The following is a 24,795-nucleotide window of genomic DNA, read 5'->3' as shown; positions in this document are numbered from 1 at the left end:
AAGCTTTATAACTACTGCAAATCCCGCAAGGGGTCAAACTGCACTTTCAGGAGTATTTACTATGTCACAGACTACGTTACTGACGCTGGACGGCCTGTCCTGCGGTCATTGTGTGAAACGGGTAAAAGAGACGCTGGAACAGCGTGAGGATGTTTTACAGGCGGAGGTTACGCTCGAAGAGGCACGTATCAGCGGTAGCGCCAGCGCGGACGACCTTATCGCCGCCGTTGAGCAGGCGGGCTATCATGCCAGCCTGAAACAGGACGACACCTCCCCAAAGCCTGATCCGCTGACAGACTCAGAATCTCAGCCGGAAGCGCTGACAGCGGCCGCCGAAACGCTTCCGGCAGAGACAACCGACAGCTTCCATCTTTTAATCGAGGGGATGAGCTGCGCCAGCTGCGTCAGCCGGGTGGAAAAGGCGCTGCAAGGCGTCTCCGGCGTCGGCCACGCGCGCGTTAACCTTGCAGAACGCAGCGCGCTGGTCACCGGTCAGGCTGAAGCGGATGCGCTGATCGACGCCGTCAAACGCGCAGGTTATGGCGCAGAAATCATTGAAGATGACAGCAAGCGTCGTGAAAAACAGCAGAAAACGGCACGTGATGCCATGCGCCGTTTTCGCTGGCAGGCCATCCTGGCGCTGGCGCTGGGCATCCCGATGATGGGCTGGGGCATGATCGGCGACAATATGATGCTGACGGCAAGTAACCGCAGCGGCTGGCTGATCGCTGGTGTGGTAACGCTGCTGGTAATGATTGTCGCCGGTGGACACTTTTATCGCAGCGCCGCGAAAAGCCTGATGCAGGGCACGGCCACGATGGATACGTTGGTGGCACTTGGCACCGGCGCGGCCTGGATTTACTCGATGGGCGTCAACCTCTGGCCGGACAGCGTGCCTCACGAAGCGCGGCATCTCTATTATGAAGCCAGCGTCATGATTATAGGTCTGATTAACCTTGGTCATATGCTGGAGCAGCGCGCGCGCCAGCGCTCCTCTCAGGCGCTGGAACGCCTGCTGGATCTGACGCCGCCCGTCGCCCGGGTGGTTACGGACGCGGGTGAGAAAACCGCTCCCCTGAGCGAGGTTGAGCCCGGGATGACGCTGCGCTTGACCACGGGCGATCGGGTTCCCGTTGACGGCGTTATCATTCAGGGGGAAGCCTGGCTGGATGAGGCTATGCTGACCGGAGAAGCCATACCTCAGCAGAAAACCACTGGCGATGAAGTGCATGCCGGTACGGTGATGCAGGACGGCAGCGTGCTGTTCACTGCCAGCGCCGTAGGCCGTAATACCACGCTGTCGCGCATCATTAATCTGGTGCGTCAGGCGCAAAGCAGTAAACCTGAGATCGGGCAGCTTGCCGACCGGATTTCAGCCGTCTTTGTGCCGGTAGTGGTGGCTATTGCCCTGCTGAGCGCGGCGATCTGGTACTTTTTCGGCCCTGCTCCGCAGCTAGCCTATACGCTGGTGATAGCGACAACGGTGCTGATTATCGCCTGTCCCTGCGCGCTGGGACTCGCCACGCCGATGTCGGTTATCGCAGGCGTAGGACGTGCTGCCGAGTTTGGCGTACTGGTACGTGATGCCGATGCGCTACAGCGTGCCAGCACGCTCACCACGCTGGTATTTGATAAAACCGGAACGCTAACCGAAGGCAAACCGCAGGTCGTGGAGATCGCGCTTTTTAACGGCGTGACCGAAGCGCAGGCCCTCTCCTGGGCCGCAGCGCTGGAGCAAGGTTCTCAGCATCCGCTGGCTCACGCCATCCTTGAACGTGCCGGGCAGCTGACGCCGCCGGAAGTGACGCAATTCCGTACCCTTGGTGGGTTGGGCGTCAGCGGCAAGGTTGCTGGCACTTCTCTCTGGCTTGGCAACAGTGCGCTGATGACGCAGCAGCAGATCGAAACTTCAGCCATTTCCGCTCAGTTGGAGGAGAAGGCGGACCAGGGCGCGACGCCCGTGCTGCTGGCGGCTGACGGCAAAGTCGTCGCGCTGTTTGCCATCCGCGATCCGCTGCGTCAGGAAAGCGTGACGGCGCTGCAACGACTGCGCAACCTGGGATACCGGCTGGTCATGCTGACCGGCGATAACGAAATAACCGCCAACGCTATTGCACGCGAGGCAGGTCTGGACGACGTTATCGCTGGCGTGCTGCCCGACGGTAAAGCCAGAGCCATTGTCGGACTTCAGCAAAAAGGTGAACAGGTTGCGATGATCGGCGATGGTATTAATGACGCGCCCGCGCTGGCGCTGGCTGACGTGGGTATCGCTATGGGCGGCGGCAGCGATGTGGCGATTGAAACGGCGGCGATCACGCTGATGCGGCATGACCTGAACGCAGTGGTGGATGGGCTGGCCATCGCCAAAGCGACCCTGCGTAATATGAAACAGAACTTACTGGGTGCATTTATCTATAACGCGATCGGCATTCCTGTGGCGGCCGGGGTGCTCTATCCCCTCACCGGTACGCTGCTCAGCCCGATCGTGGCCGGTGCCGCAATGGCGCTCTCATCGATCACGGTGGTCAGTAACGCCAATCGTCTCATCCGCTACCGGCCTCCGGCTGAGTGAGCAGACGAACCGCCACCGTCCCGGTAACGCTGTTCCTGAGCGCCCTAAACCGTTAGCATGGATTGATAACGGACAGGAGACGGGATCATGGCAACACTACGGCGTAAGGCGACGGAACTGTGGCGGAAACTATCGCCGGTGCGCTACACCTATCCGGCGCAGGATCTCAGGGTGGGAGAAAGCAGGCTGCATCTGGTGGGCAGTATTCATATGGGTACCGAGGGCATGATGCCGCTGCCAGCGAAGCTGCAACAGCAGCTCACCGCTGCCGATGCGCTGATCGTGGAAGCAGATATCACCCATGGTGCCTCACCTTTTTGCGAAAGTGAACGCTGTCCGCCGCTGGCAGAGCGCCTGAATGTGGATGAGCTGACGACCTTTCATCGCTTATGTGATGAGGTTGGTATCGCTGCTGAAGCCGCAGACCGGCTACCCGCCTGGCAGGTGGCGCTGATGCTGCAGTCCCAGCAGGCGCAGCGCCTGGGGCTGAGGGCGGATTACGGCATTGATTACCAGTTGCTGAAAGCGGCGCGCGCACAGCAGAAGCCGGTCATCGAGCTGGAAGGGCCGGAAACCCAGCTCGCGCTACTAAAGGCGCTACCGGATAACGGGCTCTCCCTGCTTCAGGATACCTTCAGACACTGGAATACAAACGCCCGCCTTCTGCAAACCATGATTAGCTGGTGGCTGGAGAGACCGCCCGCCGCCAGCCAGACGATGTTACCCGGCACGTTTAACACTACCCTGAATGATGTGCTGATGCTTCAGCGTAACCGGGAGTGGAGCCTGGCGCTCAGGGCGCTGAAGCCAGGTAATTATGTGGTCGCGGTCGGCGCGCTGCATCTTTACGGCGAGGGTAATCTACCCGGCTTGCTGAAAAACGCCTGAAAAAAGCTTAAAAAAAAGGCCAATATCACTATTGGCCCGTCAAAGTAAAATTTTTTATGATTTTAGTTGTCCATCGCAACCGGGTTGCTGATGGGAGGCTGATTGTCGCTCAAAGGCTGAATTTTCGCCACTGTTTTCTCTTTTAATGTGCCGGACGCCGGCCATAACCTGACAATAGGACCGTCCAGATGACGCCAGCGGTAAAGTTACTCGAAAAACATAAAATTCCCTTCCAGCTTCATAGCTATGAGCACGATCCCAGCGATACGCACTTTGGCGATGAGGCCGTCCGCAAGCTGAACCTGGATGCCGACAGAGTCTATAAAACACTGCTGGTGGCGCTGAATGGCGATAATAAAACGCTGGCGGTGGCCATCACGCCCGTGGCTGGCCAGCTCGATCTCAAAAATGTGGCAAAAGCGCTAGGTGCCAAAAAAGTGGAAATGGCCGATCCACAAATTGCTCAGCGTACGACCGGCTATCTGCTGGGCGGCATCAGCCCGCTGGGCCAGAAAAAGCGCCTGCCTACCGTCATCGATCTTCCGGCAGGCGCCTTTGATACGGTATTTGTTTCCGGCGGCAAACGTGGGCTTGAGATCGAACTCTCGCCGCAGGATCTGGCGGATCTTCTCAACGCCGACTTTGCCGCTATCGCCCGCCACGCTTAATCCACGCCAGCTCCAACTTGCCTGACGATCCTGTATCGTCAGGCGCTAAAGGGCGCGCTGCGCCATCAGCTGTTCGATCATCCAGCGTCCTGCCGGGCCGGGAGGGGTCCGCTTCGACCAGGCAACATCGACTGAGATCCGCTGCGGCCAGCCGGTGACAGGCAGTTCTTTCAGCACGTTATGACCAAACTGCTGCGGCATCCAGCGCGGCAGTATGCTCCAGCCGAACCCCTGTTCCGCCATCTCCAGCAATAGCCAGTAGGAAGGTGCGGACCAGACGTTACCGGGCTGGTAGCGCTCCTTTTCAATCCAGGTGTTCAGGCAAAGCTGCCTGACCGTTTTGAGATCGCTTTCCGTCACCTTCTCCCGCTGAGAAAGTGCGTGATCCTGATGGAGAAACAGCGCCATTTCCGTTTTAACCTGCAGCCGGCTGGTGACAATGCCCGGCGGATAATCTGGCTGAACGCGGATCACGCCCAGATGCGCTCGGCCAACTTCAAGAAGATCGATAATATCGGCATCTTCCGCCACCATGCATTCAAATTCGATATCAGGATAACGTCCGGCAAAACGCTGCAGCAGCGAAGCATGGTAATCAGCAGGCCAGAAATCGGAGATCGCCAGGCTCAGACAGGGTTCTGTCTCTCCTGCCAGCCGTACAGCCAGATCGTCCAGTTGCGCACTGGCCGCCAGTATCTCCCTGACCTGGGCCAGCACCCGCCGGCCATTGTCCGTTAATACCGGCAGCCGGGCATCGCGACTGAACAGCGCGAAGCCCAGGTCGGCTTCCAGGTTTGCCACGGCGGTACTGATCGTTGACTGGCTTTTTCGCAACATCCGGGCAGCAGCGGAGAAGGATCCACACTCTACGGTATGTACAAAAGCCTCCAGGGATTCCGGTGAATAACGCATACTTCTATCGCTTTTTTAGATGGATAATCATTTTATCTTAGCAAAATATCGCGCCAGAATAGCCGCATTGATGATTGAGGAGGATTTATGCGTACCTGGACGCTTAAAGAGCGCGTTTTTCACGCTGTAGGTTACGAAGGAATGGCGCTGCTGATCGTCGCGCCGGCCGCCGCCTGGGCGCTGGATAAGCCCCTGTTTCAGATGGGCGCGCTGGCGATCATGCTCTCCACGGTGGCGATGCTCTGGAACATGATTTATAACGCTGGCTTCGATCGCCTTTTTCCGCGTGGTGAAGCAGGACGCAGCCTGAAACTGCGTATCGGGCATGCCCTGGGGTTTGAAGGCGGTTTTATTCTGATCGGTTTGCCGGTGGCGGCTTATATGCTGGGCACAACATTATGGCAGGCGTTCTTACTGGAAGTCGCTTTCTTCCTGTTCTATCTGCCCTATACCGTGGTCTATAACTGGCTTTATGACAAACTGCGCGGCTGGTGGACACAGCGCAAAACGTGCCGCGTCTGACTACCGCGAACCAAAGGCGCCCAACCCGGCGCCTTTGTCGTCTGTTACGGCTGATGCATCGCCATCAGGATTTTAGGCAGTCGCCACTTCTTCGGCGGAGCCGCCTTTTCCTCCTCCGGTTTAGCGGCGGCCTTTTCCTGGTGAACGATTTCACCATGAGGTTCAAAAGCCGCCGCATCCAGCGGTGAATGGTTCTGAATATACTGTTTCAGCACCTCGGCATCGACGAATCCGGTATTCACGTAGCCCGGCAGTTTATCCACGGCGGGATAGCCGTCGCCGCCCGTCGCGTTAAAGCTAAGCGTCGCCATGCGGTAGGTCTTCTCCGCCTGAAGCGGTTCACCTTTGATTTTGATATTACTGACGCCTGTGCCGTCTGCCGTCAGGCTGACATTCGCAAACTGCGCATAGCCGCCCGAATCGGGCTGGATATTCGCAACTTTAGCCAGATATTTTTCCACTTCACTTCCGCTCATTTCGACCCAGGTCAGGGTATTGCCAAAGGGCTGCACTTTCAGCACATCCTTGTAGGTAATCGCGCCCTCTTCGATTGAGTCACGGATGCCGCCGCCGCTCATGACGGCGAAATCCGCCTGGGTACGCTCGATCTGGGAAGCCAGGATCAGGCGCGCCAGGTTAGTCTGAACAAAACGCACCTTACTGCGATCCCCCTCCAGCCGGCCTTTGACGCTGCCAATTTTGACCGCCAGCGCCGCTTCACCTTTTTTCTGATAAGGCATAAGCAGCTTCACCATGCCGGGATTTTTAGGAATTTCTTCGGCGTAGTTGACCCAACTGCTGGTGCCATCATCATTTTTGACTTTACGCTTCAGGTTAATGGGCACCAGCTCGTAGTGCTCCAGCGTAAGCTTGCCGTTAACAAAGCTGAAGTCAGCACGACCAATATATTTACCCCATTCGTGCGCCTGAACGATCCAGGTGCCGTTCTGCCGATCGGGCTGGCAAGGCGTACCGGGAACATAGTCCACCTGCTTCACATTCTCTTTGACCATGCAGACCGGATCCTGTGAATGTCCGCCAACAATCACGCTCAGATAACCTTCAGGCAGCTCCCGCGCCAACGTGACATCACCAGGCGCGTTGGAGCCGTGCTGGCCATTGTCGTAATGCCCCATATGGGTGGCGGCAATAATAACGTCCGGTTTTTCATTTTTACGTAACTCTTCCACAACCGCTTTCGCTTCCGTTACCGGCTTATGGAAAACGATATCGGTAAAGTATTCAGGGTTACCGATTTTTGCCGTGTCATCGGTGGTCAATCCGATCACCGCAATTTTCAGCCCCATCCGGTTAAATATCGCATAGGGATCGAACAGACGTTTGCCGGTGCTTTTCTGGTAAATATTGGCGGAAAGCAGCGGGAACTTCGCCCATTTCTGCTGCTGACGAAGCACCGGCAGCGGATTATCGAATTCATGATTGCCGATCGCCATCGCATCATAGCCAATCAAGTTCATGCCGCGAAAGTCGGGTTCCGCATCCTGTAGATCGGATTCCGGTACGCCAGTATTGATGTCACCGCCGGAGAGGATCAGTACTTGGCCCCCGTGCGCCTGCACTTCATAACGGATTTTATCCATCATCGTCTTCTGCGCGGCCAGGCCATATTCATCGCGTTCGTTCTGCCAGAAATGACCATGGTGATCGTTGGTATGCAGGATAGTAAATTTATAGACGCGATCTTTTACCCAGGCCTGAGCCGCCAGTGGCAGGCTGAACAGCGCCAGGGTTAACAGGGGCAGCGCTCTCTTCTTACAAAAATACACAACGAATCTCCTTGTTTAGCGACGTAAACGCAACAGCGTAACGGGTGAGACTAATTTACCGCAGTTAGCATCGCCTGGTATGACTCTTTTTTGATGGGAATGTCATCAGAAAAAAACATTTCTGCAGCAACATCCTTTACCAGCAGCGCCTGACCGCATTTACAGAGTGCCTTACGCCGCAATGACGAGCTTTTCGACGCCCTCTCCGTCATTACAGCAAAGTGACGTCATAGTTTGGATGACTATCTCATTTAGTATGGATTTCTCTTTCGGCTTATTTAAAAAGAAGACTTTAATCCATGCTGATAATCAATATGTTAAAGCAATAACCGAGGGAAATATAACTTACAGCGCACAAATGCTTGAATGCCAATTTTTCGGCACTATTACTATGTTAAATTCAGGCGAAAGTCGCTGAAATGCCATACACTTATTGCGACCAGGCACTCATCAGAGGAGAAAGGCATGCATCATACCACCCCGCTTATCACGACTATTGTAGGAGGCCTGGTTCTTGCCTTTCTCCTGGGGATGCTGGCTAACCGACTGAGATTTTCTCCGCTGGTCGGTTATCTGCTGGCCGGGGTGCTGGTAGGGCCTTTTACGCCGGGCTTTGTTGCCGACACCAATCTGGCGCCGGAACTGGCCGAACTGGGCGTGATATTGCTGATGTTCGGGGTGGGGTTACATTTTTCGCTAAAGGATCTGCTGGCGGTAAAGAATATCGCGATTCCCGGTGCCATTGCCCAGATCGTGGTGGCAACGCTGCTGGGAGCCGGCCTCTCGTGGCTGATGGGCTGGCCCTGGATGACCGGCCTGGTGTTTGGCCTCTGCCTTTCCACAGCCAGTACGGTAGTGCTGCTACGCGCGCTGGAAGAGCGACAGCTAATCGACAGCCAACGCGGACAGATCGCCATCGGCTGGCTGATCGTGGAAGATTTGGTGATGGTGCTGGCGCTGGTGCTGCTGCCTGCCCTTGCCGCCATGTTTGAGGAAGGCAATGCCAGCCTGGCGGCCGGGCTGGCCGATTTGCTTATTGCTATCGCCAAAGTGAGTGCTTTTATGGTGCTGATGATGGTGGTTGGACGCCGGGCGATCCCCTGGATCCTGGCGCGCAGCGCTGCTACGGGTTCCCGGGAGTTGTTTACGCTCGCCGTACTGGCCCTGGCGCTGGGGATCGCTTTCGGCGCGGTGAAGTTTTTTGATGTTTCCTTTGCCCTTGGCGCTTTCTTCGCCGGGATGGTACTGAATGAATCTGAGCTGAGCCACCGCGCCGCGCACGATACGCTGCCGCTGCGTGATGCCTTTGCCGTCCTATTTTTCGTCTCGGTAGGGATGCTGTTTGATCCGATGATCCTGCTGGAAGAACCGCTGGCGGTGCTTGGCGTACTGGCTATTATCGTGGTGGGAAAGTCGCTGGCTGCTCTGTTGCTGGTACGTCTGGCAGGCTACTCAATGCGAACAGCCCTGACGATTTCCGTCAGCCTGGCGCAAATCGGCGAATTTGCTTTTATCCTTGCCGGTCTTGGCATTTCCCTCAATATCCTGCCCGCCAGTGGGCGTAATCTGGTGCTGGCCGGGGCGATACTTTCCATCATGCTGAATCCTGTACTGTTTGCCCTTCTTCAGCGTTACCTTGATAAATCCGGCACCCTTGAAGATCAGACAATTGAAGAGGCGATGGAAGAAGAGAAACAGATGCCGGTGGATCTCTGTAATCATGCGGTTATGGTCGGCTTTGGCCGCGTTGGCAGCCTGCTGGGCAAAAAACTGCTGGCGGACGGCATCCCGATGGTGGTGATAGAGAACAGCCGAAGCCGGGTGGAGGCGCTCAGGGAGCAGGGTACCCAGGCGATTCTGGGCAACGCAACGCGTAAGAAGACCATGGAACTGGCCTGTCTGGAGAACGCGCGCTGGCTGCTGCTGACCATCCCTAATGGCTATGAAGCGGGCGAGATCGTGACTGCCGCACGCGAAAAGCATCCCACCATCGAAATCATCGCCCGGGCGCATTATGACGATGAAGTGGATTACATTATCGAGCGCGGCGCCAATGAAGTGGTGATGGGAGAGCGTGAGATTGCCAGCAGTATGCTGACGCTGATGAAGCTTGACGCTGAGAAGACGTCGCGTCCTGACCTGGCTTAGAATGCCCGGCACGCGTTTGCCGATAAGCACGGCGAGCCCTGTGCCGCTGAAAAAAAAATGTCCTGAGGGCGAATTGCACCACAGGACATCGTTACAGCCGGATGCTGACGACAATATAGGTCGCAGCTACCCCGCCAGCCTGCCTATCTTTCCCAGTAGGACTCTTCCAGACTGTCTTCTCTTTCCGGCAATCCGCGCGTCAGCCGCGGCGAATGCTGGTTCAGTACCTGATAACTGACGCGGTTGGCGTATTTACATACCTGCGCCAGCGAGGAGTAGGTCAGATACTCTCGTCCATGTTTACTGGAGTTTGGCACGTTCAGACGGTGATAATTATTGGCCGTAATGTCATGCAGCAGCGCAGCCAGCGCCCCGTCACCTGCGCCGTTGGTGTTCATGATCTTTTCCGGGCCGCCCATGTAAGGCGCGATATGGGAGAAGATCCGTAGCGGTTGCTGGCAATCCTGATGGCGCATCGCGCGGCTGAATTCATACTGGTTGAACTCAGGAATAGCGCCCGGCAGCAGCGGATGCTGGGTTTTACGCTTGCCTTCCTCTTCCGTAAAGCCTGCCATGTAGAGGCCGTTAGGGCCGGCAGTACAGAGCACCAAATCCACCCAGTCCAGCGCCATATTCGCCGCCTGAAGCGGATCGTTAAGGCCGGTCAGCGCTTCCGCTTCATCCTCGTTCATGGCAACGATAGAGACGTGTTCCTGCAGGAACTCGCGCCAGAATTGCGGATTATCACCAATCACATACTTCGTGCCCAGCGTCAGCACCACCGGCACATTATACTTTTTCGCCCAGGCGATAGCCTGCATGGTCGCCTCGGGCATCGGCTCACCCGCTTTACAGCGCACCAGATAAGACGTCAGCACCAGCGCCGAGGCGCCGGCGATCACCGCTTCCGGGATGCTTTCCGGTTTAAGCTGGTTCATCATGCCAGGGCTGATCGCAAAGGTCCGCTCGCCATGCTCGCCAATCAGCGTAAAGCAGCGACCAATAGCCCCATCCACGCCCTGCAGGTAGTTGAGATCGGTACGACTGGAGGTGTTACAAAGGTAGCGATAAGCGTAGCCGCCAATCTGTACATTGCTGCACATCACGCCAAGCAGCACCGAGCGATCGTCCGCCAGTACCGAATAGTTATGCATCGTATTCCCGATAGTGCCGCCCGCAAACTGATGTGTTATCAGCCCTTCGCGTTCCAGCTCCTCATACAGCGCTTCAGCCACATCATCTTCAATAACCAGAGAATGGCCGCTGCTCAGGCCGTAGCGGGCGATAAAGGCGTCATCCACCTTCGCCTCAATATCCACCAGCGTCTGGTCGATACCCACGATCCAGCTACTGGCCACTTCGCTATCGGGGAGCGCCTGGTGAAGGAGAGGATCGCGTGCGCTGACGGGAAAATAGTGTTTGGACTTACGCTTACCGGGAAATTTCATCTTGCAGGCTTCTGGAGAAAACGGACGGGAGATGATAGCACAGGGAGGGCGCCGGATGCGCGTCTCCCTGTGAGGAGGGCGATTAGCGCTGTTCGTTAACCAGCTCGACCATCATATCAATATGCAGTTTGTCATCGTTGAGGGCCGGAATATATTCAAACCGGGTGCCGCCAGCATGCAGAAAGAATTCACGGTTCTGCTCGTTAATCTCCTCCAGCGTCTCCAGACAGTCAGAAGAGAAGCCGGGGCTCATAATCTGCACATGCTTAATACCTTTTGCCGGCAGCGCTTTCATGGTTTCGTCGGTATAGGGCGTCAGCCAGGGCTCACGGCCAAAGCGGGACTGGAAAGTCAGCATCGCGTTCTGGCTGGTCAGCCCAAGCGAAGCCATCAGCGCTTCACTGGTGTCAGCACAGCGTAGCGGATAATCATCGCCCTCATCGGCAAAGCGCTGCGGGATGCCGTGGAAGGACATCACCAGCAGATCTGGCTTACCATGGGTGGCAAAAGAGTGCTCAACTGACGCCTTAAGCGCGGCGATGTAGGCCGGATGATCGGCATAATCACGGATAAAATTGACCGATGGCAGGCTACGGTAACCGGCAAAGACCTGGGTAATTCCATCCCAGACGGCGGCCACGGTAGAGCAGGAAAACTGCGGATAGAGCGGCAGGACGATCAGACGGTTCACTCCCTGCGCCATCAGGCTGTCGAGCGCGCTTTTCAGGCTCGGATTGCCATAGCTCATTCCCAGCTCAACGGGGATATCAAGCCTTGCCGCCAGCGCATCGCGCTGACGCTTGCTGTACACCATCAGCGGCGATCCCTCATCCATCCAGACCGAGGCATAAAGTTTGGATACACGCGGAGAGCGGATCGGTAAGATTACCCCATTCAGGAGAGGCCACCACAGCCAGCGTGGCGTATCCACAACACGCTTGTCGCTGAGGAACTGCTTGAGATAGCGTTTAACGGCAGGTGTGGTTGGCGCGTCAGGCGTACCGAGATTCACCAGCAGCACGCCGGGTTTATCTTGCCTCATTGTTATTCCTTATCAGGGCAACGTTAGAGATGAAAACGAGACTTATTCTAGCGGAAAAATGCGGAGGGAAAACCAATTGCTGTAACAGGGGCCAGGAGAAGCCTGGCCCGGCATGCATTACCCGAGGATGTCAGCCAGCTCGGCGCTGATTTCCGCGACTTTGCGCGTACCGTCAATTTTGTGATAGTCGGTGTTACCCGCTTCCGCTTCTTTGCTGTAATAAGCGATCAGCGGCGCGGTCATCTGATGGTATTCCACCAGACGCTTACGCACGGTCTCTTCCTGATCGTCTTTACGCGTGGTCAGCGGCTCGCCGGTCACGTCATCTTTACCTTCCTCTTTCGGCGGATTGAAGGTGACGTGATAGACGCGGCCAGAAGGCGCATGCACCCGACGGCCTACGATGCGCTCAACGATCAGTTCGTCAGGCACCGCGAATTCAAGCACGTAATCGACGTTAATGCCCGCTTCCTTCATGGCATCAGCCTGAGGAATGGTGCGTGGAAAACCGTCCAGCAGAAAACCGTTACGGCAATCTTCCTGAGCGATACGCTCTTTTACCAGCGCAATGACCAGGTCGTCGGTAACCAGCTTGCCGGCATCCATGATCTCTTTGGCTTGTTTGCCCAGTTCGCTGCCCGCCTTGACGGCGGCACGCAGCATATCGCCCGTGGAGATCTGCGGAATACCGTATTTCTCCATTATGAACTGAGCCTGAGTCCCCTTACCTGCACCCGGCGCACCGAGCAGAATAATACGCATTGCGTAAATCCCCTTGCGAATCGCTTAAATGATCAAATTATCAGGCCTGGAACCATACCATCTTGCCCCTTTATCCACAAGGAATGCGGCGGTTAACCTGCATCGGCATAGCGCGACGGCGCTGCCTGTCGTCGTGCCCACAACGTTTGCGCGATCACAGCGAGAACGATAATAGCGCCGCCGATAACCGCCTGTATTGTCGGCATTTCGTGCATAAATATAGCCATCCAGAGCGGCGCCAGCGCCGTCTCCAGCAGCAGAAACAGTCCGGCGTTGGCGGGCGAAACGTAGCGGGTCGACAGCGCGATCAAACCCAGCGCCAGCGGCATGATCAGCGCCCCCTCCGCCAGCGACCAGCCATACTGCGCCGGCGAGAGCATTTTCAGATTCTGGATAACGTCTTCTCCCGACCAGAGCAGGATAATCAGCGAGGCCAGCGCGCCGCCCAGCGAAGGCAGCCCCACCGTGCCGCCCGCTACCCGCGAGGTGAAGATAAAGGCGAGCGCCATTGATACCGCCGTAGCCAGCGCATAAAGGTTAGCGACAGCGTGATGGCCTTCCGCTTTGCCGGACATCACAATAATGACCCCGGCGATCCCGGCGAGCGCGGCAAGCATAACGCTACGATCGATTTTTATTCTGAAAAAGAGACGCGAAATCAGTGCTGAAATAAAAGGCGTTGAGGAGATGATAACCAGCACCGTGGCGACATTCCCACGGTTCAGCGCGTTAACGAAGCAGGCTGAAGAGATACAGAAGAAAAGGGTCGACAGGACATTATCGCTGGTCAGCCAGGGTTTGCCGAGGGTCGCGCGGCTCTGCCGCCAGCAGCCCCAGACCAGCAGGCAGATCCCCCACATAAAGAAGCCGCGCAGCGTGACGATGGTCCAGGAGTTTTCAATATCCATCATACGGATAAAGAGCGAGTCGGTACTCAGGATCACACCGCCCACAATGCCGAGGACGTTACCGTTCAGCGGTAAATGTGCTTTCATTGTTGCTCCCAGATATGGATCAGCTTCTGTTCAACCTGCGCAGTCATATCGACAGGTTTTTTACCATCCCCGCGCGCCCAGCATGAAAACCGTAGCGTTCTGGCATGGGGAAAGTAGCTGGCACCGGCGGCCTTAACCTGTTTTTGCAGCCTTTCACTCAGCGGCGGGACGCTGAAGCAGCTGAAAGGCAGATTCGCTGCGCTGATTGAGGCGAAATCCATTCCGCCAACATCCTTCATATTGACCGGTCCGATCTGCGCCATATTGAAAGGCTGCCAGCTCTCGCTGGCGATATTTTGCAGCGCTTCCCCAAGCGGCTTCGGTGAGGCGGTGGATTCTTCAAACAGCCTCAGCTCGCTGCGCATCAGCGTACTGTAATGCTCCGGCCGCAGCGCGATGATGGCCAGCCCGACGGTTAACGAGGCGTGCTTATGCAGCGGCGCAACGAAGATAGAGCTCTGTGCAATCAGATCTGCATGAAGAGTGGTGGCAAAGCTGTGCGATGCATCCACCACGCCCTTTCCCTTGCAGTCGTTCAGGCTGTTGATGGCGCCGGTATAGGGGTTAACATGGGTTATCAGCGGCACGTTGCCGGGGCCGGAGAACTGTGACGCCGGGTGATGAAAAAGTTCGCTGATCGGCTGATAGTGCGCATGCTTTGCCAGACAAAGCGTGGTCTCCTGCTTATGAAACAGGTGTGACAGGATAACCAGGCCAACCCGCACGGACTGAACAAAAAAGAGTTCATAATCCTGTAGCTGATAAATCCGGGTCAGTTCGTCTCTCAGTTCATCTCGCTGCATACGCGCTCGCTTAAAAAACTGTTCGCCATAGGAGGATTGTAGTTCGGGTGATAAAGAAGAGGCGTCCATCAGTTAATCAACTCTTGTTGATAGAGCAGGGGCAAAACGTTATCGCGAAAAATCGATCCGACAGGAATTTCACAGGGCGGTTTACGGTAGTTCACCCAGGCAATTTCCTCGATTTCCGCACCGGCACGCGGCTGGCCGATAATCTCAACGTGGTAAACGTGATTTTCGATCGCTACGGGCTCAAATTCGGCCTGTCCGTGAAACAGACCAAAGGGCCGGTAAGATTTAACCTGAACGCCCAGCTCCTCCTGAAGCTCCCGCGTCAGGCAGGCCAGGTGATCTTCCCCCGCCATCGGCTTCCCGCCGGGAGAGATAAACGTCCCTGTTCCGCGTTTACGCGTCAGCAGCAGCGAGCGCTGCGCGATAATGATCGCCGCACATTTCACAATAATTTTCATAGCAGGCTCCGCAATACAACGTGGCTTTTCAGCCACGTCACTGGAATAAGGATGTCAGGCTGCCGCACTGGTGGCTTTTACCAGCGGCGTCGCCAGGATTTCCCCGGAGAGGAAACGCACGATATTAAGTGCCAGCGGGGTTTTCTCTTGCAGATAAGCGAGGATGACATCATCGTCAGGCGTGGAGAAACTGTCGGCAAAGATACTGATCCCCTCCAGCGACTTGGTGGAAATCCCGAGCTGCAGCAGCCGATATTTCACGTCATCCGCAGACTGGGCAAACTCATAAATGGGTGACTGATAATTGATATCAAACTGCGCCATCATCTCCACCAGCCACGCCTTCGCGACCTGTCGCTGTTCCGGAAATTCCATCTGATAGTGGGTGATGCCGTCATTGATGGTGTTGATATCGTTACGGCGACAGAAATCCACCAGATGGGCGTGAATAGCCAGTTTTTCACCGAGAAGCACCAGGTTTTTGCGATATTTCAGGATATCGCCTTCGAGATTTTCGATGGCAATAGAGCGAAAAGCTCCGCTGATGTCGGCCACCGTATGGGCCACGACCAGATCGCCAAAACGGGCTTTCAGCTCCTCCACCCGGTGCGTTAACACGCCGCGATGCAGTGAGCATCCGCTGTTGCCCGACCAGAGATGTACAGGAATACCCTGTAACATCAGATAACAGGCTGTCAGCGTGCTGTCGCGCCCGCCGGTAAACATTACAAGCTGTGGTTTTACGGAATGCTGAGTTGTCATTGTACTTTCCTTCACATAGCTGTTGAACGTCATCGTCGGCAGATCCGGGTGGGAAAGCGCCCGGCAGAAAAGGCTGAAAAGGCTGCCGCTTCGCTGTCGCGTCGCTGCCGTCATCTTCCCCATCACCTTAGGGAAAAGACGCTGGACTTTAAAATGATAAAAACAGACACTTCCTGTTAGTTTTCCTCACAAGGCTTCGCGATGTCAGGTCTTCCGTCTCTGCGCGCCCTGCGCTATTTTCATCATGCCGCGCTGCATCAGAGCTTTAGCCTGGCGGCACAGTCACTTAACGTTACGCACAGCGCGGTGAGTCATCAGATCAAACTGCTTGAAGAGTGGCTGGAGAAGCCCTTATTCCTGCGGGCGAACGGGCGGGTACAGCTGACCGCTGACGGAGAGAGGCTGAAGGTCTGCTGCATGCAGACCTTTCGTGAAATCGAGAGCACCTGCGAAAAAATCCGCGCCCGCAATACCAACAGCCTTTCCGTCTCCTGCGCACCCAGCTTTCTGGCACAGTGGCTGATCCCACGCATCAGCCGCTTTACCGAAAAGCATAAAACGATCGCCCTCACCTTCCAGACGCATATCGATATTGAACGGGTACGTAACGAGCAGTCAGACGTGCTTATTCTCAGCCATGAACAGCCGGTGCAGGAGGATATTGCCGCCACGCTGATTTCGGTCGATTACATTGGCCCGGTATGCGCGCCGGTCTTCGCCCACTGTTTTACCTATGAAACGGATTTTTCCACGCTGCCGCTGCTGCATGCCGATACCAAGCTGCATGCCTGGGCTGAATGGGCGAAAAAGACTGGCGCGCATGGGGATTTCTGGGCGGGGAAGCATTTTGACAACCTGACGCTTGCCATTCAGGCGGCGCGTAACGGGCTGGGCATTATTATGACGCCACAAATTCTGGTAAAAAAAGAGATCCGGGAGGGAACGCTTATCGCGCCGCTGGGCTTCGCCGAGGTGGACAGGGCAACCTGGATGATGGTAAAGGCGTCCCGTAAAGACGAGCCGGAAATTGCGCTGTTTCGCCGCTGGCTGCTGGAAGAAGCGGGCATGGTGGGCTGAGGCGATGGGGTACTTAAAAAAAAGCCCCACCGGATCGCGCCGGCGGGGCTTAGAGTGAGGCGTATTGCTCTTATGCCAGCAGTAGCTGGTTCATACGGCGGATAAACTGGTTTGGATCTTCCAGCGTACCGCGTTCAGCAAACATCGCCTGATCCAGCAGCAGTTCAATCCACTCGCTGAAGCGGGCGTCGTCCTGCGTATCCGCTGCGCGCTTCACCAGCGCGTGATCGGGATTCATCTCAAACAGATATTTGACTTCAGGCACTGGCTGTCCCGCCGCCGCAAAGAGTTTCGCCATCTGCGTACTCATGTCATTGGCGTCGGTGGTAACAATCGCCGGGGTTTCGGTCAGGCGATGGGTCAGACGGACATCCTTCACGCGCTCGCCCAGCAGGGTTTTCACGCGTTCAACAAAAGGCTCCAGCGCTTTTTCCGCTTCTTTCTGCTCGTCACTCTCTTCGTCAGCAAGTTTGCTCAGCTCGTCGTCAGCCTTGCTGACGGACTGGAAGGCTTTGCCATCGAATTCAGTGAGATAGCTCATCATCCACTCGTCAATGCGGTCTGAGAGCAGCAGCACTTCAATGCCTTTTTTGCGGAAAAGCTCCAGGTGCGGGCTGCTTTTCGCCGCGGCATAGCTGTCGGCAGTGATGTAGTAGATTTTATCCTGACCTTCCACCATGCGGCTGACGTACTCTTCCAGCGAAACGGTCTGCGCCGAACCTTCGCTGCTGGTAGTGGCAAAGCGCAGCAGCTTAGCAATAGTTTCCGCATTCGCGCTGTCTTCTGCCGGGCCTTCTTTCAGCACCAGACCAAACTGCTGCCAGAACTGCTGATATTTTTCAGCGTCATCTTTCGCCACTTTTTCCAGCATCTGCAGCGCGCGTTTACTCAGTGCGTTACGCAGATTCTGGGTGATGCGGCTGTCCTGCAGAATTTCACGGGAGACGTTCAGCGGCAGATCGCTGGAATCTATCAGGCCGCGGACGAAGCGCAGATAGTTCGGCATAAACTGCTCGGCGTCATCCATGATAAACACGCGCTGCACGTAGAGCTTAAGACCGTGCTTATGATCGCGATTCCACATATCCCATGGCGCCTGGCTTGGGATATAAAGCAGGCTGGTGTACTCCTGTTTCCCCTCAACGCGGTTATGGCTCCAGGTCAGCGGGTCAGCGAAGTCATGAGAAACGTGTTTATAAAACTCTTTATATTCCTCTTCGCTGATGTCGGCCCGGTTGCGGGTCCAGAGCGCCTGAGCTTTGTTGATCTTTTCCCAGGTGGTGGTGTCGTCTTCTTCGTTATGGCTTTCAATCTCGACGGGCAGCGCGATATGATCGGAATATTTGCTGATAATGCTGCGCACGCGCCAGGCATCCAGAAATTCATCCTCACCTTCACGCAGGTGTAGCGTAATCTCGGTACCGCGGCTCTCTTTAGTGATATCGGCAATGGTGTATTCGCCTTCGCCGGCGGATTCCCAGAATACCGCTTCATCTTCCGCCGCACCTGCGGCACGGGTGCGCACAGAAACCTTGTCTGCCACAATAAATGCTGAATAGAAACCGACGCCGAACTGCCCAATCAGCTGGCTATCTTTCGCCTGATCGGAGCCCAGGGATTCCAGGAAGGACTTCGTCCCTGATTTGGCAATGGTGCCCAGGTTTTCAATGACTTCATCGCGACTCATCCCGATGCCGTTATCGCTCAGCGTCAGGGTCCGGTTTTCCTTATCAACGGAAACCCGCACGCGGAGATCACCATCGCCCTGATAGAGATCCGGTGTGGAAAGCGCACGAAAGCGCAGCTTATCAGCGGCATCAGAAGCGTTAGAAATTAGCTCACGCAGGAAGATTTCTTTGTTTGAATAGAGGGAGTGGATCATCAGGTGCAGAAGCTGTTTTACCTCTGACTGGAAGCCACGCGTCTCTTGTCCTTTCATGGTCATTGCTACCTCAACTGATTCATGTTGGTCTACGTTGAGAAGTAGTGTGGGGGCAAAGATAGCGTTTTCAAGACGGCACGATAAATCGTGCCGGGGGAACGGTTAAAATCTGATCTTATGACGCCCGGCCAGAGAGTGGGACAGCGTGGTGCCGTCCACCATCTCCAGCTCGCCGCCGACCGGCACGCCGTGAGCGATCCGGCTGGCTTCGACACCATACTGTCCGCAAAGCTCGGCGATGTAGTTGGCGGTCGCCTCCCCTTCCACCGTGGGATTGGTGGCGAGGATGACCTCCTGAATCGACTCTTTTTCCAGCCGCTGCTCAAGGCGATCCAGACCGATATCGTTCGGGCCAATGCCGTCGAGCGGGGAAAGGTGGCCCATCAGCACAAAGTAGCGGCCGGCAAATTGCCCGGTCTGCTCAATGGCATGAATGTCTGCCGGGCTTTCCACGACGCAAATCAGGCCGTTTTGCTGACGGCGCGTGTTGGCGCAGATGGTGCAGATTTCCTGCTCGGTAAAGGTCCGGCAGTCAGCGCAGTGGCCGATTTCCGACATGGCCCGCGTCAGCGCCTGCGCCAGGCGCATACCGCCGCTGCGATCGCGCTGCAGCAGCTGGAACGCCATACGCTGGGCGGACTTCGGCCCCACGCCTGGCAGACAGCGTAGCGACTCCATCAGACTTTCGAGGAGCGGGCTGGTCTGCATCAGAATGGCATCTTAAAGCCAGGCGGCAGCTGCATGCCGCTGGAAACCGATGCCATTTTTTCCTTCTGCGATTCGGCAATACGGCGCGCTGCATCGTTAAATGCGGCCGCAACCAGATCTTCCAGCATATCTTTGTCATCTTCCAGCAGGCTCGGATCCACTTCCACGCGACGGCAGTTGTGCGCGCCGTTGATGGTGACCTTCACCAGGCCTGCGCCTGATTCACCCGTCACTTCCATGGCGGCGATCTCTTCCTGCACCTGCGCCATTTTTTCCTGCATTTGCTGGGCCTGTTTCATCAGGTTACCCATTCCGCCTTTTCCAAACATAGTTTTCTCTCTCAGATCGGGCCGCACTGACGCCGGAGCGCTGTGCAGCGTTTCAAAGGGGGCGGATGCTCTCTTCATCCACATCGGCATCGAAAAATCGACGCAGCGTCTGAATATGATTATCCGCGATAATCGACTGACGCGCCTGCGCCAGTTTTTCTTCATAGATCGCCTGGCGCCATTCCAGCGGTGTTAACACTGCCGGATTGTCATCCTCAACGATCGTTAATTCTACCGCCTCGCCCGCCGCCTCGCTCATCGCACCGGTCAATGTTTGCAGCGCCGAAGGCGAGTTCAGATGGCGCTGCGCCGATCGGAGGTGCAGACATACGCCGCTTTCCGTCACCTCTTTCCAGGCGTTAAGCGCCAGCTGCTGCACCAGCTTCGGCAGCGCCATCGCGGCCACTTCCGCCGCCCAGGGATCGCGAAGCAGCGATTCAGCGGCCAGCTTCGCCATCAGCTCTGGGGTTTTCTCATGCTCCAGCGCCGTACGCAAGAGTTTTGGTGTGGCCACCGGCTCAGGCTTTTCCGCCTCCGGATTCTGCGTCTTCCAGCGGTAGGCTTCTTTTTTTACCGGTACAGCAGGTTCAGCGGCTGCCTGCCGCCGCTGACCGCGCTCGGTAACTGTCGCCAATCGCTCCAGTGCCGAGGTCGCCGGCCGCGCATTCTGCGCCGCCGGCTCACGCTTTTTTGGTTTGGTTACTCCCTGCTGGCGCATCAGCTGTGTACGCGCCTGCAGGAGCTGGCTGGTCGTATCCGGTAATGTTACCTCGGGTTCGGCCTGCTGACCGGTATGAGGTGGCGGCGGGCTGGCGGGCGGCGCGGGTTCAGGCGTGGACTGAACGGGCACAGGCTGCGCCTGCGGCGTCATCGCCGGACGCGCCATCGGCTCGGCAACGACCTGGGCCGGGTGGAAGGCCAGCGCCCGCAGCAGCGTCATCTCAACGCCCATACGGCGATCGGGCGCCAGCGGCAGTTCTTTCCGCCCTACCAGCAGCGTCTGGTAATAAAGCTGGACGTCTGCCGGTGGCAGAACGCGAGCCAGTTCACGCAAACGCTGTTCTACGGCGGCGTAGTCATCTCCCAGCGCCGAGGGCAGGAGCTGGACCATCGCAATCCGGTGCAGAATAGTCAGCATTTCCACCAGCAGCGCTTCCCACTCAACCCCGCGCGACGCGGCCTGATTGAGCAGCGCCATCACCTTCTCGCCCTCCGCGTTGACCAGCGCTTCAATCAGCGCCAGCGGCTGCTCGTCATCGAGCGTGCCAAGCATCGCGTTGACGGTGTCGGTCGTGACGGCACCTTGCCCCATCGCAATGGCCTGATCGGCCAGGCTCAGCGCATCCCGCATGCTGCCGTCTGCGGCACGGGCCAGCAGCTGAAGCGACCGCGCCTCCGCTGCTATCTGTTCTTCCTGTAAGACGTGTTCAAGCTGGCCGCGAATTTGCTCAACGTCCAGCGCCTTCAGATGAAACTGCAGGCAGCGCGACAGGATGGTCACCGGCAGCTTTTGCGGATCGGTGGTCGCCAGCAGAAATTTTACGTGCTCAGGCGGCTCTTCCAGCGTTTTCAGCAGGGCGTTAAAACTGTGGCGGGAGAGCATATGCACTTCATCGATCAGATAGACCTTGAAGCGCCCACGCGCAGGCGCGTACTGCACGTTGTCGAGCAGATCGCGGGTATCTTCCACTTTCGTACGGGAGGCGGCATCAATCTCAATCAGATCGACAAAACGCCCCTGCTCAATTTCACGACAGTTGTCGCATTTGCCGCAGGGCGTGGCGGTAATTCCCGTCTCACAGTTGAGCCCTTTGGCCAACAGTCGGGCAATAGTGGTCTTCCCCACCCCGCGGGTGCCGGAAAAAAGATAGGCGTGATGAATGCGGCCGAGCGACAGGCCATTAGCCAGCGCGGTCAGAACATGCTCCTGACCGACGACATCAGTAAACGCTTGTGGACGCCACTTGCGGGCCAGTACCTGATAGCTCATTGATTCGCAGAATATGTTGAGTGAACCGGAGGGTAATGCTAACACAGCCCCACCCTGACGGCGAGGCTGAACGTCAGGCTCAGTGGCCGGGGAAATTCACCAGGCTGAAGCACTCGATACCCATCGCTTTCAGGCGGGCTTCACCAGTAAGATCGAACAGGTTGATGATGAACGCAGCGTGTTTAACTTCACCACCGGCGCGGCGGATCAGTTTCACCGTTGCCTCAATGGTGCCGCCCGTGGCCAGCAGATCATCTACCACCAGCACGGTATCATCGGCGGTGATCGCGTCACAATGCAGTTCTAGCTGATCGGTACCGTATTCCAGTTCGTAGCGCTCGGCGTAGGTTTTACGCGGCAGCTTGCCTGGCTTACGCACGGGAACAAATCCCACGCCCAGCGCTAAGGCCACCGGCGCGCCAAACAGAAAGCCGCGCGCTTCGGTGCCGACCACTTTGGTGATACCTGCGTCACGGTAACGCTCAACCAGCAGTTCAATACTGAGGGCAAAGGCTTTGGGATCTTCCAGCAGGCTGGTCACGTCCCGGAACAGAATGCCCGGCTTGGGATAATCCGGAACGCTTTTAATACTTTCTTTCAGAAATTCAAGCTGCTGTGCAGTTGCGGTCATAATGTTATGCCTGGTAAATACAAATCTGACTCACGCAGCTTCAGACGCGCCTGCAAAAGATTTTACAGAGCGAAACGGGAGATACCGGGGGGAAGCCGCGCACGAAAACGATCAAATTTATGCAAACAGCCGGACAATTGCAACAGGGAGAGCTAAATTCAGCGCTTTTGCTGCTCGTCATCCACGACGGGGAGCCGTACCATAAACACGATCAGTCCGGCGAGCAGACAGAGCAGCAGCAGCCTTACCCAGGCAATTTTTACCAGCCAGAGCGACACGGCAAACGTCAGCAGGGTGAATACGATCATCCGCCCTTTGGTGCCTGGTGGCAGCGCCCGATGCTGCTGCCAGTGGCGCAGATAACGGCCAAAAACCGACCGGTAGAGCAGCCAGTCGTGAAAACGTGGCGAGGAGCGGGCGAAGCACCAGGCCGCCAGCAGCAGAAAAGGCGTGGTGGGCAGCAGAGGCAAAATGACGCCAATCGTTGCCAGCCCCATCGCCAACCAGCCAATTATCAGTAGAATGATGCGTTGCATAACCTGATGTCCTTGTCGTTCGCCGCAAGAGTATCACACTGACAGCGTTCACCGGAGAGAACAACATGAAAAGTGCCCTGCTGCTTCAGCAGCTGGAAGAAAAGCTGGAGCAGCTCGCTCAGGCCGTTGAGCCTCATGCCAGCAAACGCACCCCCGGCGCGCGATTTGATCATCAGCTGTTTCACTGTCATACCACCCGGCTTGGCGACTATCTTCTGGAGCTGCGCCAGAGCATGGCGCAGCTTAAGCAGAGCGTGAAAGATCAGCGCACCGAACGCGTCGCGTGGATGGCTGAACGGGTCGTTACACAGATGGGGGCTTTACAGCGCGAACTGGCGACGCAGACGCTGCGCAAAGGCGAAGCGCGGGCTGAACCCGTCGCCGTTAATCTCTATGAGAAGCTGGCAGAGCATCAGGATTATGAGCGCCGGTTGCGTGCGATGGTAGCCGATCGCGAGAGCCAGCTCGCCACGCGTGAAACGCTGGTGCAGCAGCAGACGCTCCAGCGGGAGATTGCAGCACTTGAAGGTCGGCTGCAGCGCTGTCTGCAGGCATTGAAACGCATTGAACGCGCCATTGAGAAAAGGGAACAGTAAACACCCCGGCGTTTTGACACCCCCGTCTCGCCCGCTGTTGCTATACTCGTTGAAAGTATGACAGGAGAACAGCTATGGGGCTTCTTTCATGGATCGTCATTGGATTACTGGTCGGCATCATCGCCCGTCGATTTTTCCCTGGCCGCCCCGGTGGTGTGCTGCTTACTCTGGTGCTGGCCGTAGTCGGCGCGCTGATCGGCGGTTACGTCAGCGCATTCTTTAACTACGGCACGCTGGCTGAAATGGAACCACGGGCGATGCTGATCGCGCTTGCTGGCGCAGTGATAATGGTGCTGATTGTCAAAAAACTGCGGATCTGAATTGTGTCCGATTACGCTTATCAATGCTGAACCCGACAAAGGAGAAAGGGATGTCGCTGGAAACCGCCTCTGAAGAAGTGAAACTGGCCGTCGATCTCATCATGCTGCTGGAGGAAAATCAGATTCCACCACAGACGGTCCTCGCCGCGCTGGCTATTGTACAAAGAGATTTTGAGAAGAAAGCGCGTTCGCCGGAGTAAAGGCCCGGCGTCCCGTCAGCACGGCGAGGTGCGGAGCGTTTTTCCGTGCTGCAGCATATCAAGCAACACATCAATCAGCTGCGGCGCATCGGCCGCCAGATCGTAGATTTCCGGCATAAACAGCCAGTTTTCCATAATGCCGGTCATATAGCCGCGCATCACCACCGCTGTGCGCCGCGTGTCGAGATCGGCAGGCAGCTGGCCGCAGGCGATACACTGTCTGAGCACCTCTTCGATTTTGTCGTAGCATTCCAGAAACAGCGTCTGCTGCATCAGCTGCAAAGGCGCCACTTCCCCGACAAATTCACACTTATGAAAAAATATTTCCATCAGTGAACGTCTGCGCTGGTCTCTTACGGTGGCTTCAAGGACATAGACCAGCAAAGCCCGTAAAATGTAGAGTGGATCGGAAGGATATTTTAACTGATACTCTTGCTTTAAATCTTCCAACCCGGATTCGCTCTGGGTCCAGATCTCGTTGAGCAGATCGGTTTTATTTTTGAAATGCCAGTAAATCGCACCCCGCGTCACGCCTGCGGCGGCAGCGATATCGGCCAGGGACGTTCCCGACACGCCGTGTTCTGAGAAGCGGTCTATTGCGGCATCAATGATGTGATTTCGCGTTTCTAACGCCTGTTGTTTGGTTTTTCGTGCCATAGGGTGATTTTTAGAAAAGGGCAGACTTACATA

The 24,795-nt window shown here is 56.4% G+C and carries 25 protein-coding genes and 1 other annotated feature; of the genes, 9 read left to right on the top strand and 16 right to left on the bottom strand.

All coding sequences use genetic code 11. From position 1 onward, the window contains the following. Positions 1-61 precede the first annotated feature (61 nt). The 3 genes from copA (at position 62) to ybaK (ending at position 4,128) form a co-directional block, all read left to right on the top strand. Positions 62-2,572 carry a copper-exporting P-type ATPase CopA gene (copA, locus tag EA20_RS0113380; RefSeq protein WP_024967318.1) on the top strand — a complete coding sequence of 837 codons (2,511 nt, stop codon included), beginning with the start codon at positions 62-64 and terminating at the stop codon, positions 2,570-2,572. Positions 2,573-2,659: 87 nt separating this feature from the next. After that, complete coding sequence (locus EA20_RS0113375; RefSeq protein WP_024967317.1) at positions 2,660-3,460, top strand: TraB/GumN family protein; 801 nt, start codon at positions 2,660-2,662, stop codon at positions 3,458-3,460. A gap of 188 nt (positions 3,461-3,648) precedes the next feature. Beyond that, positions 3,649-4,128 (top strand): Cys-tRNA(Pro)/Cys-tRNA(Cys) deacylase YbaK, encoded by a 480-nt coding sequence (gene ybaK, locus EA20_RS0113370; protein WP_024967316.1) that lies wholly within the window; start codon positions 3,649-3,651, stop codon positions 4,126-4,128. Between the two features lie 45 nt (positions 4,129-4,173). Here the strand turns inward: ybaK and EA20_RS0113365 are convergent, their stop codons facing one another. Further along, the gene (locus tag EA20_RS0113365; RefSeq protein WP_024967315.1) at positions 4,174-5,040 is read right to left on the bottom strand and encodes a LysR family transcriptional regulator; all 867 of its coding nucleotides are present in this window, start codon (positions 5,038-5,040) and stop codon (positions 4,174-4,176) included. Between the two features lie 87 nt (positions 5,041-5,127). Here EA20_RS0113365 and EA20_RS0113360 point away from each other — a divergent pair, with 87 nt between their 5' ends. Further along, positions 5,128-5,562, top strand: coding sequence for a multidrug/biocide efflux PACE transporter (locus tag EA20_RS0113360; RefSeq protein ID WP_024967314.1), 435 nt, complete (start codon positions 5,128-5,130; stop codon positions 5,560-5,562). A 44-nt stretch (positions 5,563-5,606) separates the two neighbouring features. Here EA20_RS0113360 and ushA read toward each other — a convergent pair whose 3' ends face one another. Then, a complete protein-coding gene (gene ushA / locus EA20_RS0113355) occupies positions 5,607-7,349 on the bottom strand; it encodes a bifunctional UDP-sugar hydrolase/5'-nucleotidase UshA (RefSeq protein WP_024967313.1) in 1,743 nt (580 codons plus the stop codon). Between the two features lie 465 nt (positions 7,350-7,814). Here ushA and ybaL point away from each other — a divergent pair, with 465 nt between their 5' ends. After that, complete coding sequence (gene ybaL / locus EA20_RS0113345) at positions 7,815-9,497, top strand: YbaL family putative K(+) efflux transporter (protein ID WP_024967312.1); 1,683 nt, start codon at positions 7,815-7,817, stop codon at positions 9,495-9,497. A gap of 143 nt (positions 9,498-9,640) precedes the next feature. On the opposite strand, the gene EA20_RS0113340 is transcribed toward ybaL, so the two are convergent. The 7 genes from EA20_RS0113340 to EA20_RS0113310 all read right to left on the bottom strand — a co-directional run bounded on the left by EA20_RS0113340 (position 9,641) and on the right by EA20_RS0113310 (position 15,776). Continuing rightward, positions 9,641-10,945 carry an inosine/guanosine kinase gene (locus EA20_RS0113340; RefSeq protein ID WP_024967311.1) on the bottom strand — a complete coding sequence of 435 codons (1,305 nt, stop codon included), beginning with the start codon at positions 10,943-10,945 and terminating at the stop codon, positions 9,641-9,643. An 82-nt stretch (positions 10,946-11,027) separates the two neighbouring features. Beyond that, entirely contained in the window at positions 11,028-11,987 is a 960-nt protein-coding gene (gene hemH / locus EA20_RS0113335) for a ferrochelatase (RefSeq protein WP_024967310.1), read from the bottom strand. 117 nt (positions 11,988-12,104) lie between these two features. After that, positions 12,105-12,749, bottom strand: coding sequence for an adenylate kinase (adk, locus tag EA20_RS0113330; RefSeq protein WP_024967309.1), 645 nt, complete (start codon positions 12,747-12,749; stop codon positions 12,105-12,107). Positions 12,750-12,841: 92 nt separating this feature from the next. Continuing rightward, positions 12,842-13,744 carry a DMT family transporter gene (locus EA20_RS0113325; protein WP_024967308.1) on the bottom strand — a complete coding sequence of 301 codons (903 nt, stop codon included), beginning with the start codon at positions 13,742-13,744 and terminating at the stop codon, positions 12,842-12,844. Next, on the bottom strand, positions 13,741-14,616 hold the full coding sequence (locus EA20_RS0113320) for a DUF6024 family protein (protein WP_024967307.1): 876 nt from the start codon (positions 14,614-14,616) through the stop codon (positions 13,741-13,743). The genes EA20_RS0113325 and EA20_RS0113320 overlap by 4 nt, the downstream gene beginning before the upstream one ends. Then, on the bottom strand, positions 14,616-15,014 hold the full coding sequence (locus tag EA20_RS0113315) for an NUDIX domain-containing protein (RefSeq protein WP_024967306.1): 399 nt from the start codon (positions 15,012-15,014) through the stop codon (positions 14,616-14,618). The genes EA20_RS0113320 and EA20_RS0113315 overlap by 1 nt, the downstream gene beginning before the upstream one ends. Before the next feature lie 54 nt (positions 15,015-15,068). Then, positions 15,069-15,776, bottom strand: a complete 708-nt coding sequence (locus tag EA20_RS0113310; RefSeq protein ID WP_024967305.1) for a hypothetical protein — start codon at positions 15,774-15,776, stop codon at positions 15,069-15,071. A gap of 201 nt (positions 15,777-15,977) precedes the next feature. Here EA20_RS0113310 and EA20_RS0113305 point away from each other — a divergent pair, with 201 nt between their 5' ends. Further along, on the top strand, positions 15,978-16,853 hold the full coding sequence (locus EA20_RS0113305) for a LysR substrate-binding domain-containing protein (RefSeq protein ID WP_024967304.1): 876 nt from the start codon (positions 15,978-15,980) through the stop codon (positions 16,851-16,853). A gap of 70 nt (positions 16,854-16,923) precedes the next feature. Here the strand turns inward: EA20_RS0113305 and htpG are convergent, their stop codons facing one another. The 6 genes from htpG to EA20_RS0113275 all read right to left on the bottom strand — a co-directional run bounded on the left by htpG (position 16,924) and on the right by EA20_RS0113275 (position 22,989). Continuing rightward, complete coding sequence (gene htpG / locus EA20_RS0113300; RefSeq protein ID WP_200868318.1) at positions 16,924-18,792, bottom strand: molecular chaperone HtpG; 1,869 nt, start codon at positions 18,790-18,792, stop codon at positions 16,924-16,926. A 105-nt stretch (positions 18,793-18,897) separates the two neighbouring features. Continuing rightward, positions 18,898-19,503 (bottom strand): recombination mediator RecR, encoded by a 606-nt coding sequence (gene recR / locus EA20_RS0113295; protein ID WP_024967302.1) that lies wholly within the window; start codon positions 19,501-19,503, stop codon positions 18,898-18,900. Beyond that, positions 19,503-19,832 carry a YbaB/EbfC family nucleoid-associated protein gene (locus EA20_RS0113290; protein WP_024967301.1) on the bottom strand — a complete coding sequence of 110 codons (330 nt, stop codon included), beginning with the start codon at positions 19,830-19,832 and terminating at the stop codon, positions 19,503-19,505. Before EA20_RS0113290 ends, recR begins: the two co-directional genes overlap by 1 nt. A gap of 52 nt (positions 19,833-19,884) precedes the next feature. Continuing rightward, positions 19,885-21,822 (bottom strand): DNA polymerase III subunit gamma/tau, encoded by a 1,938-nt coding sequence (gene dnaX, locus EA20_RS0113285; RefSeq protein WP_024967300.1) that lies wholly within the window; start codon positions 21,820-21,822, stop codon positions 19,885-19,887. Next, positions 20,482-20,543, bottom strand: a sequence feature (DnaX frameshifting element). Its footprint overlaps the gene before it by 62 nt. 79 nt (positions 21,823-21,901) lie before the next feature. Next, entirely contained in the window at positions 21,902-22,453 is a 552-nt protein-coding gene (gene apt, locus EA20_RS0113280) for an adenine phosphoribosyltransferase (protein ID WP_024967299.1), read from the bottom strand. Between the two features lie 158 nt (positions 22,454-22,611). Then, positions 22,612-22,989 carry a DUF454 family protein gene (locus EA20_RS0113275; protein WP_024967298.1) on the bottom strand — a complete coding sequence of 126 codons (378 nt, stop codon included), beginning with the start codon at positions 22,987-22,989 and terminating at the stop codon, positions 22,612-22,614. A 65-nt stretch (positions 22,990-23,054) separates the two neighbouring features. Between EA20_RS0113275 and priC the strand changes: the two genes are divergently transcribed. The 3 genes from priC (at position 23,055) to rsmS (ending at position 24,105) form a co-directional block, all read left to right on the top strand. Next, positions 23,055-23,585 (top strand): primosomal replication protein PriC, encoded by a 531-nt coding sequence (gene priC / locus EA20_RS0113270; protein WP_024967297.1) that lies wholly within the window; start codon positions 23,055-23,057, stop codon positions 23,583-23,585. Between the two features lie 74 nt (positions 23,586-23,659). Further along, complete coding sequence (locus tag EA20_RS0113265) at positions 23,660-23,905, top strand: GlsB/YeaQ/YmgE family stress response membrane protein (protein ID WP_024967296.1); 246 nt, start codon at positions 23,660-23,662, stop codon at positions 23,903-23,905. Positions 23,906-23,955: 50 nt separating this feature from the next. After that, a complete protein-coding gene (gene rsmS / locus EA20_RS20280) occupies positions 23,956-24,105 on the top strand; it encodes a pleiotropic regulatory protein RsmS (RefSeq protein WP_071995410.1) in 150 nt (49 codons plus the stop codon). Between the two features lie 15 nt (positions 24,106-24,120). On the opposite strand, the gene acrR is transcribed toward rsmS, so the two are convergent. Beyond that, positions 24,121-24,762, bottom strand: a complete 642-nt coding sequence (gene acrR, locus EA20_RS0113255) for a multidrug efflux transporter transcriptional repressor AcrR (RefSeq protein WP_024967295.1) — start codon at positions 24,760-24,762, stop codon at positions 24,121-24,123. Between the last annotated feature and the right edge of the window lie 33 nt (positions 24,763-24,795).

It is taken from the genome of Pantoea sp. IMH (assembly GCF_000599885.1).
Taxonomy (GTDB): domain Bacteria; phylum Pseudomonadota; class Gammaproteobacteria; order Enterobacterales; family Enterobacteriaceae; genus Erwinia.
The sequence above is the reverse complement of the archived record's forward strand: the minus strand, read 5'-3'. Positions and strand labels throughout refer to the sequence as shown.

Coding starts and splice junctions, on each gene's coding strand:
- copA (WP_024967318.1), top strand. CDS start 62: ATGTCACAGACTACGTTACTGACGCTGGACGGCCTGTCCTGCGGTCAT.
- EA20_RS0113375 (WP_024967317.1), top strand. CDS start 2,660: ATGGCAACACTACGGCGTAAGGCGACGGAACTGTGGCGGAAACTATCG.
- ybaK (WP_024967316.1), top strand. CDS start 3,649: ATGACGCCAGCGGTAAAGTTACTCGAAAAACATAAAATTCCCTTCCAG.
- EA20_RS0113365 (WP_024967315.1), bottom strand. CDS start 5,040: ATGCGTTATTCACCGGAATCCCTGGAGGCTTTTGTACATACCGTAGAG.
- EA20_RS0113360 (WP_024967314.1), top strand. CDS start 5,128: ATGCGTACCTGGACGCTTAAAGAGCGCGTTTTTCACGCTGTAGGTTAC.
- ybaL (WP_024967312.1), top strand. CDS start 7,815: ATGCATCATACCACCCCGCTTATCACGACTATTGTAGGAGGCCTGGTT.
- EA20_RS0113340 (WP_024967311.1), bottom strand. CDS start 10,945: ATGAAATTTCCCGGTAAGCGTAAGTCCAAACACTATTTTCCCGTCAGC.
- hemH (WP_024967310.1), bottom strand. CDS start 11,987: ATGAGGCAAGATAAACCCGGCGTGCTGCTGGTGAATCTCGGTACGCCT.
- adk (WP_024967309.1), bottom strand. CDS start 12,749: ATGCGTATTATTCTGCTCGGTGCGCCGGGTGCAGGTAAGGGGACTCAG.
- EA20_RS0113325 (WP_024967308.1), bottom strand. CDS start 13,744: ATGAAAGCACATTTACCGCTGAACGGTAACGTCCTCGGCATTGTGGGC.
- EA20_RS0113320 (WP_024967307.1), bottom strand. CDS start 14,616: ATGGACGCCTCTTCTTTATCACCCGAACTACAATCCTCCTATGGCGAA.
- EA20_RS0113315 (WP_024967306.1), bottom strand. CDS start 15,014: ATGAAAATTATTGTGAAATGTGCGGCGATCATTATCGCGCAGCGCTCG.
- EA20_RS0113310 (WP_024967305.1), bottom strand. CDS start 15,776: ATGACAACTCAGCATTCCGTAAAACCACAGCTTGTAATGTTTACCGGC.
- EA20_RS0113305 (WP_024967304.1), top strand. CDS start 15,978: ATGTCAGGTCTTCCGTCTCTGCGCGCCCTGCGCTATTTTCATCATGCC.
- htpG (WP_200868318.1), bottom strand. CDS start 18,792: ATGAAAGGACAAGAGACGCGTGGCTTCCAGTCAGAGGTAAAACAGCTT.
- recR (WP_024967302.1), bottom strand. CDS start 19,503: ATGCAGACCAGCCCGCTCCTCGAAAGTCTGATGGAGTCGCTACGCTGT.
- EA20_RS0113290 (WP_024967301.1), bottom strand. CDS start 19,832: ATGTTTGGAAAAGGCGGAATGGGTAACCTGATGAAACAGGCCCAGCAA.
- dnaX (WP_024967300.1), bottom strand. CDS start 21,822: ATGAGCTATCAGGTACTGGCCCGCAAGTGGCGTCCACAAGCGTTTACT.
- apt (WP_024967299.1), bottom strand. CDS start 22,453: ATGACCGCAACTGCACAGCAGCTTGAATTTCTGAAAGAAAGTATTAAA.
- EA20_RS0113275 (WP_024967298.1), bottom strand. CDS start 22,989: ATGCAACGCATCATTCTACTGATAATTGGCTGGTTGGCGATGGGGCTG.
- priC (WP_024967297.1), top strand. CDS start 23,055: ATGAAAAGTGCCCTGCTGCTTCAGCAGCTGGAAGAAAAGCTGGAGCAG.
- EA20_RS0113265 (WP_024967296.1), top strand. CDS start 23,660: ATGGGGCTTCTTTCATGGATCGTCATTGGATTACTGGTCGGCATCATC.
- rsmS (WP_071995410.1), top strand. CDS start 23,956: ATGTCGCTGGAAACCGCCTCTGAAGAAGTGAAACTGGCCGTCGATCTC.
- acrR (WP_024967295.1), bottom strand. CDS start 24,762: ATGGCACGAAAAACCAAACAACAGGCGTTAGAAACGCGAAATCACATC.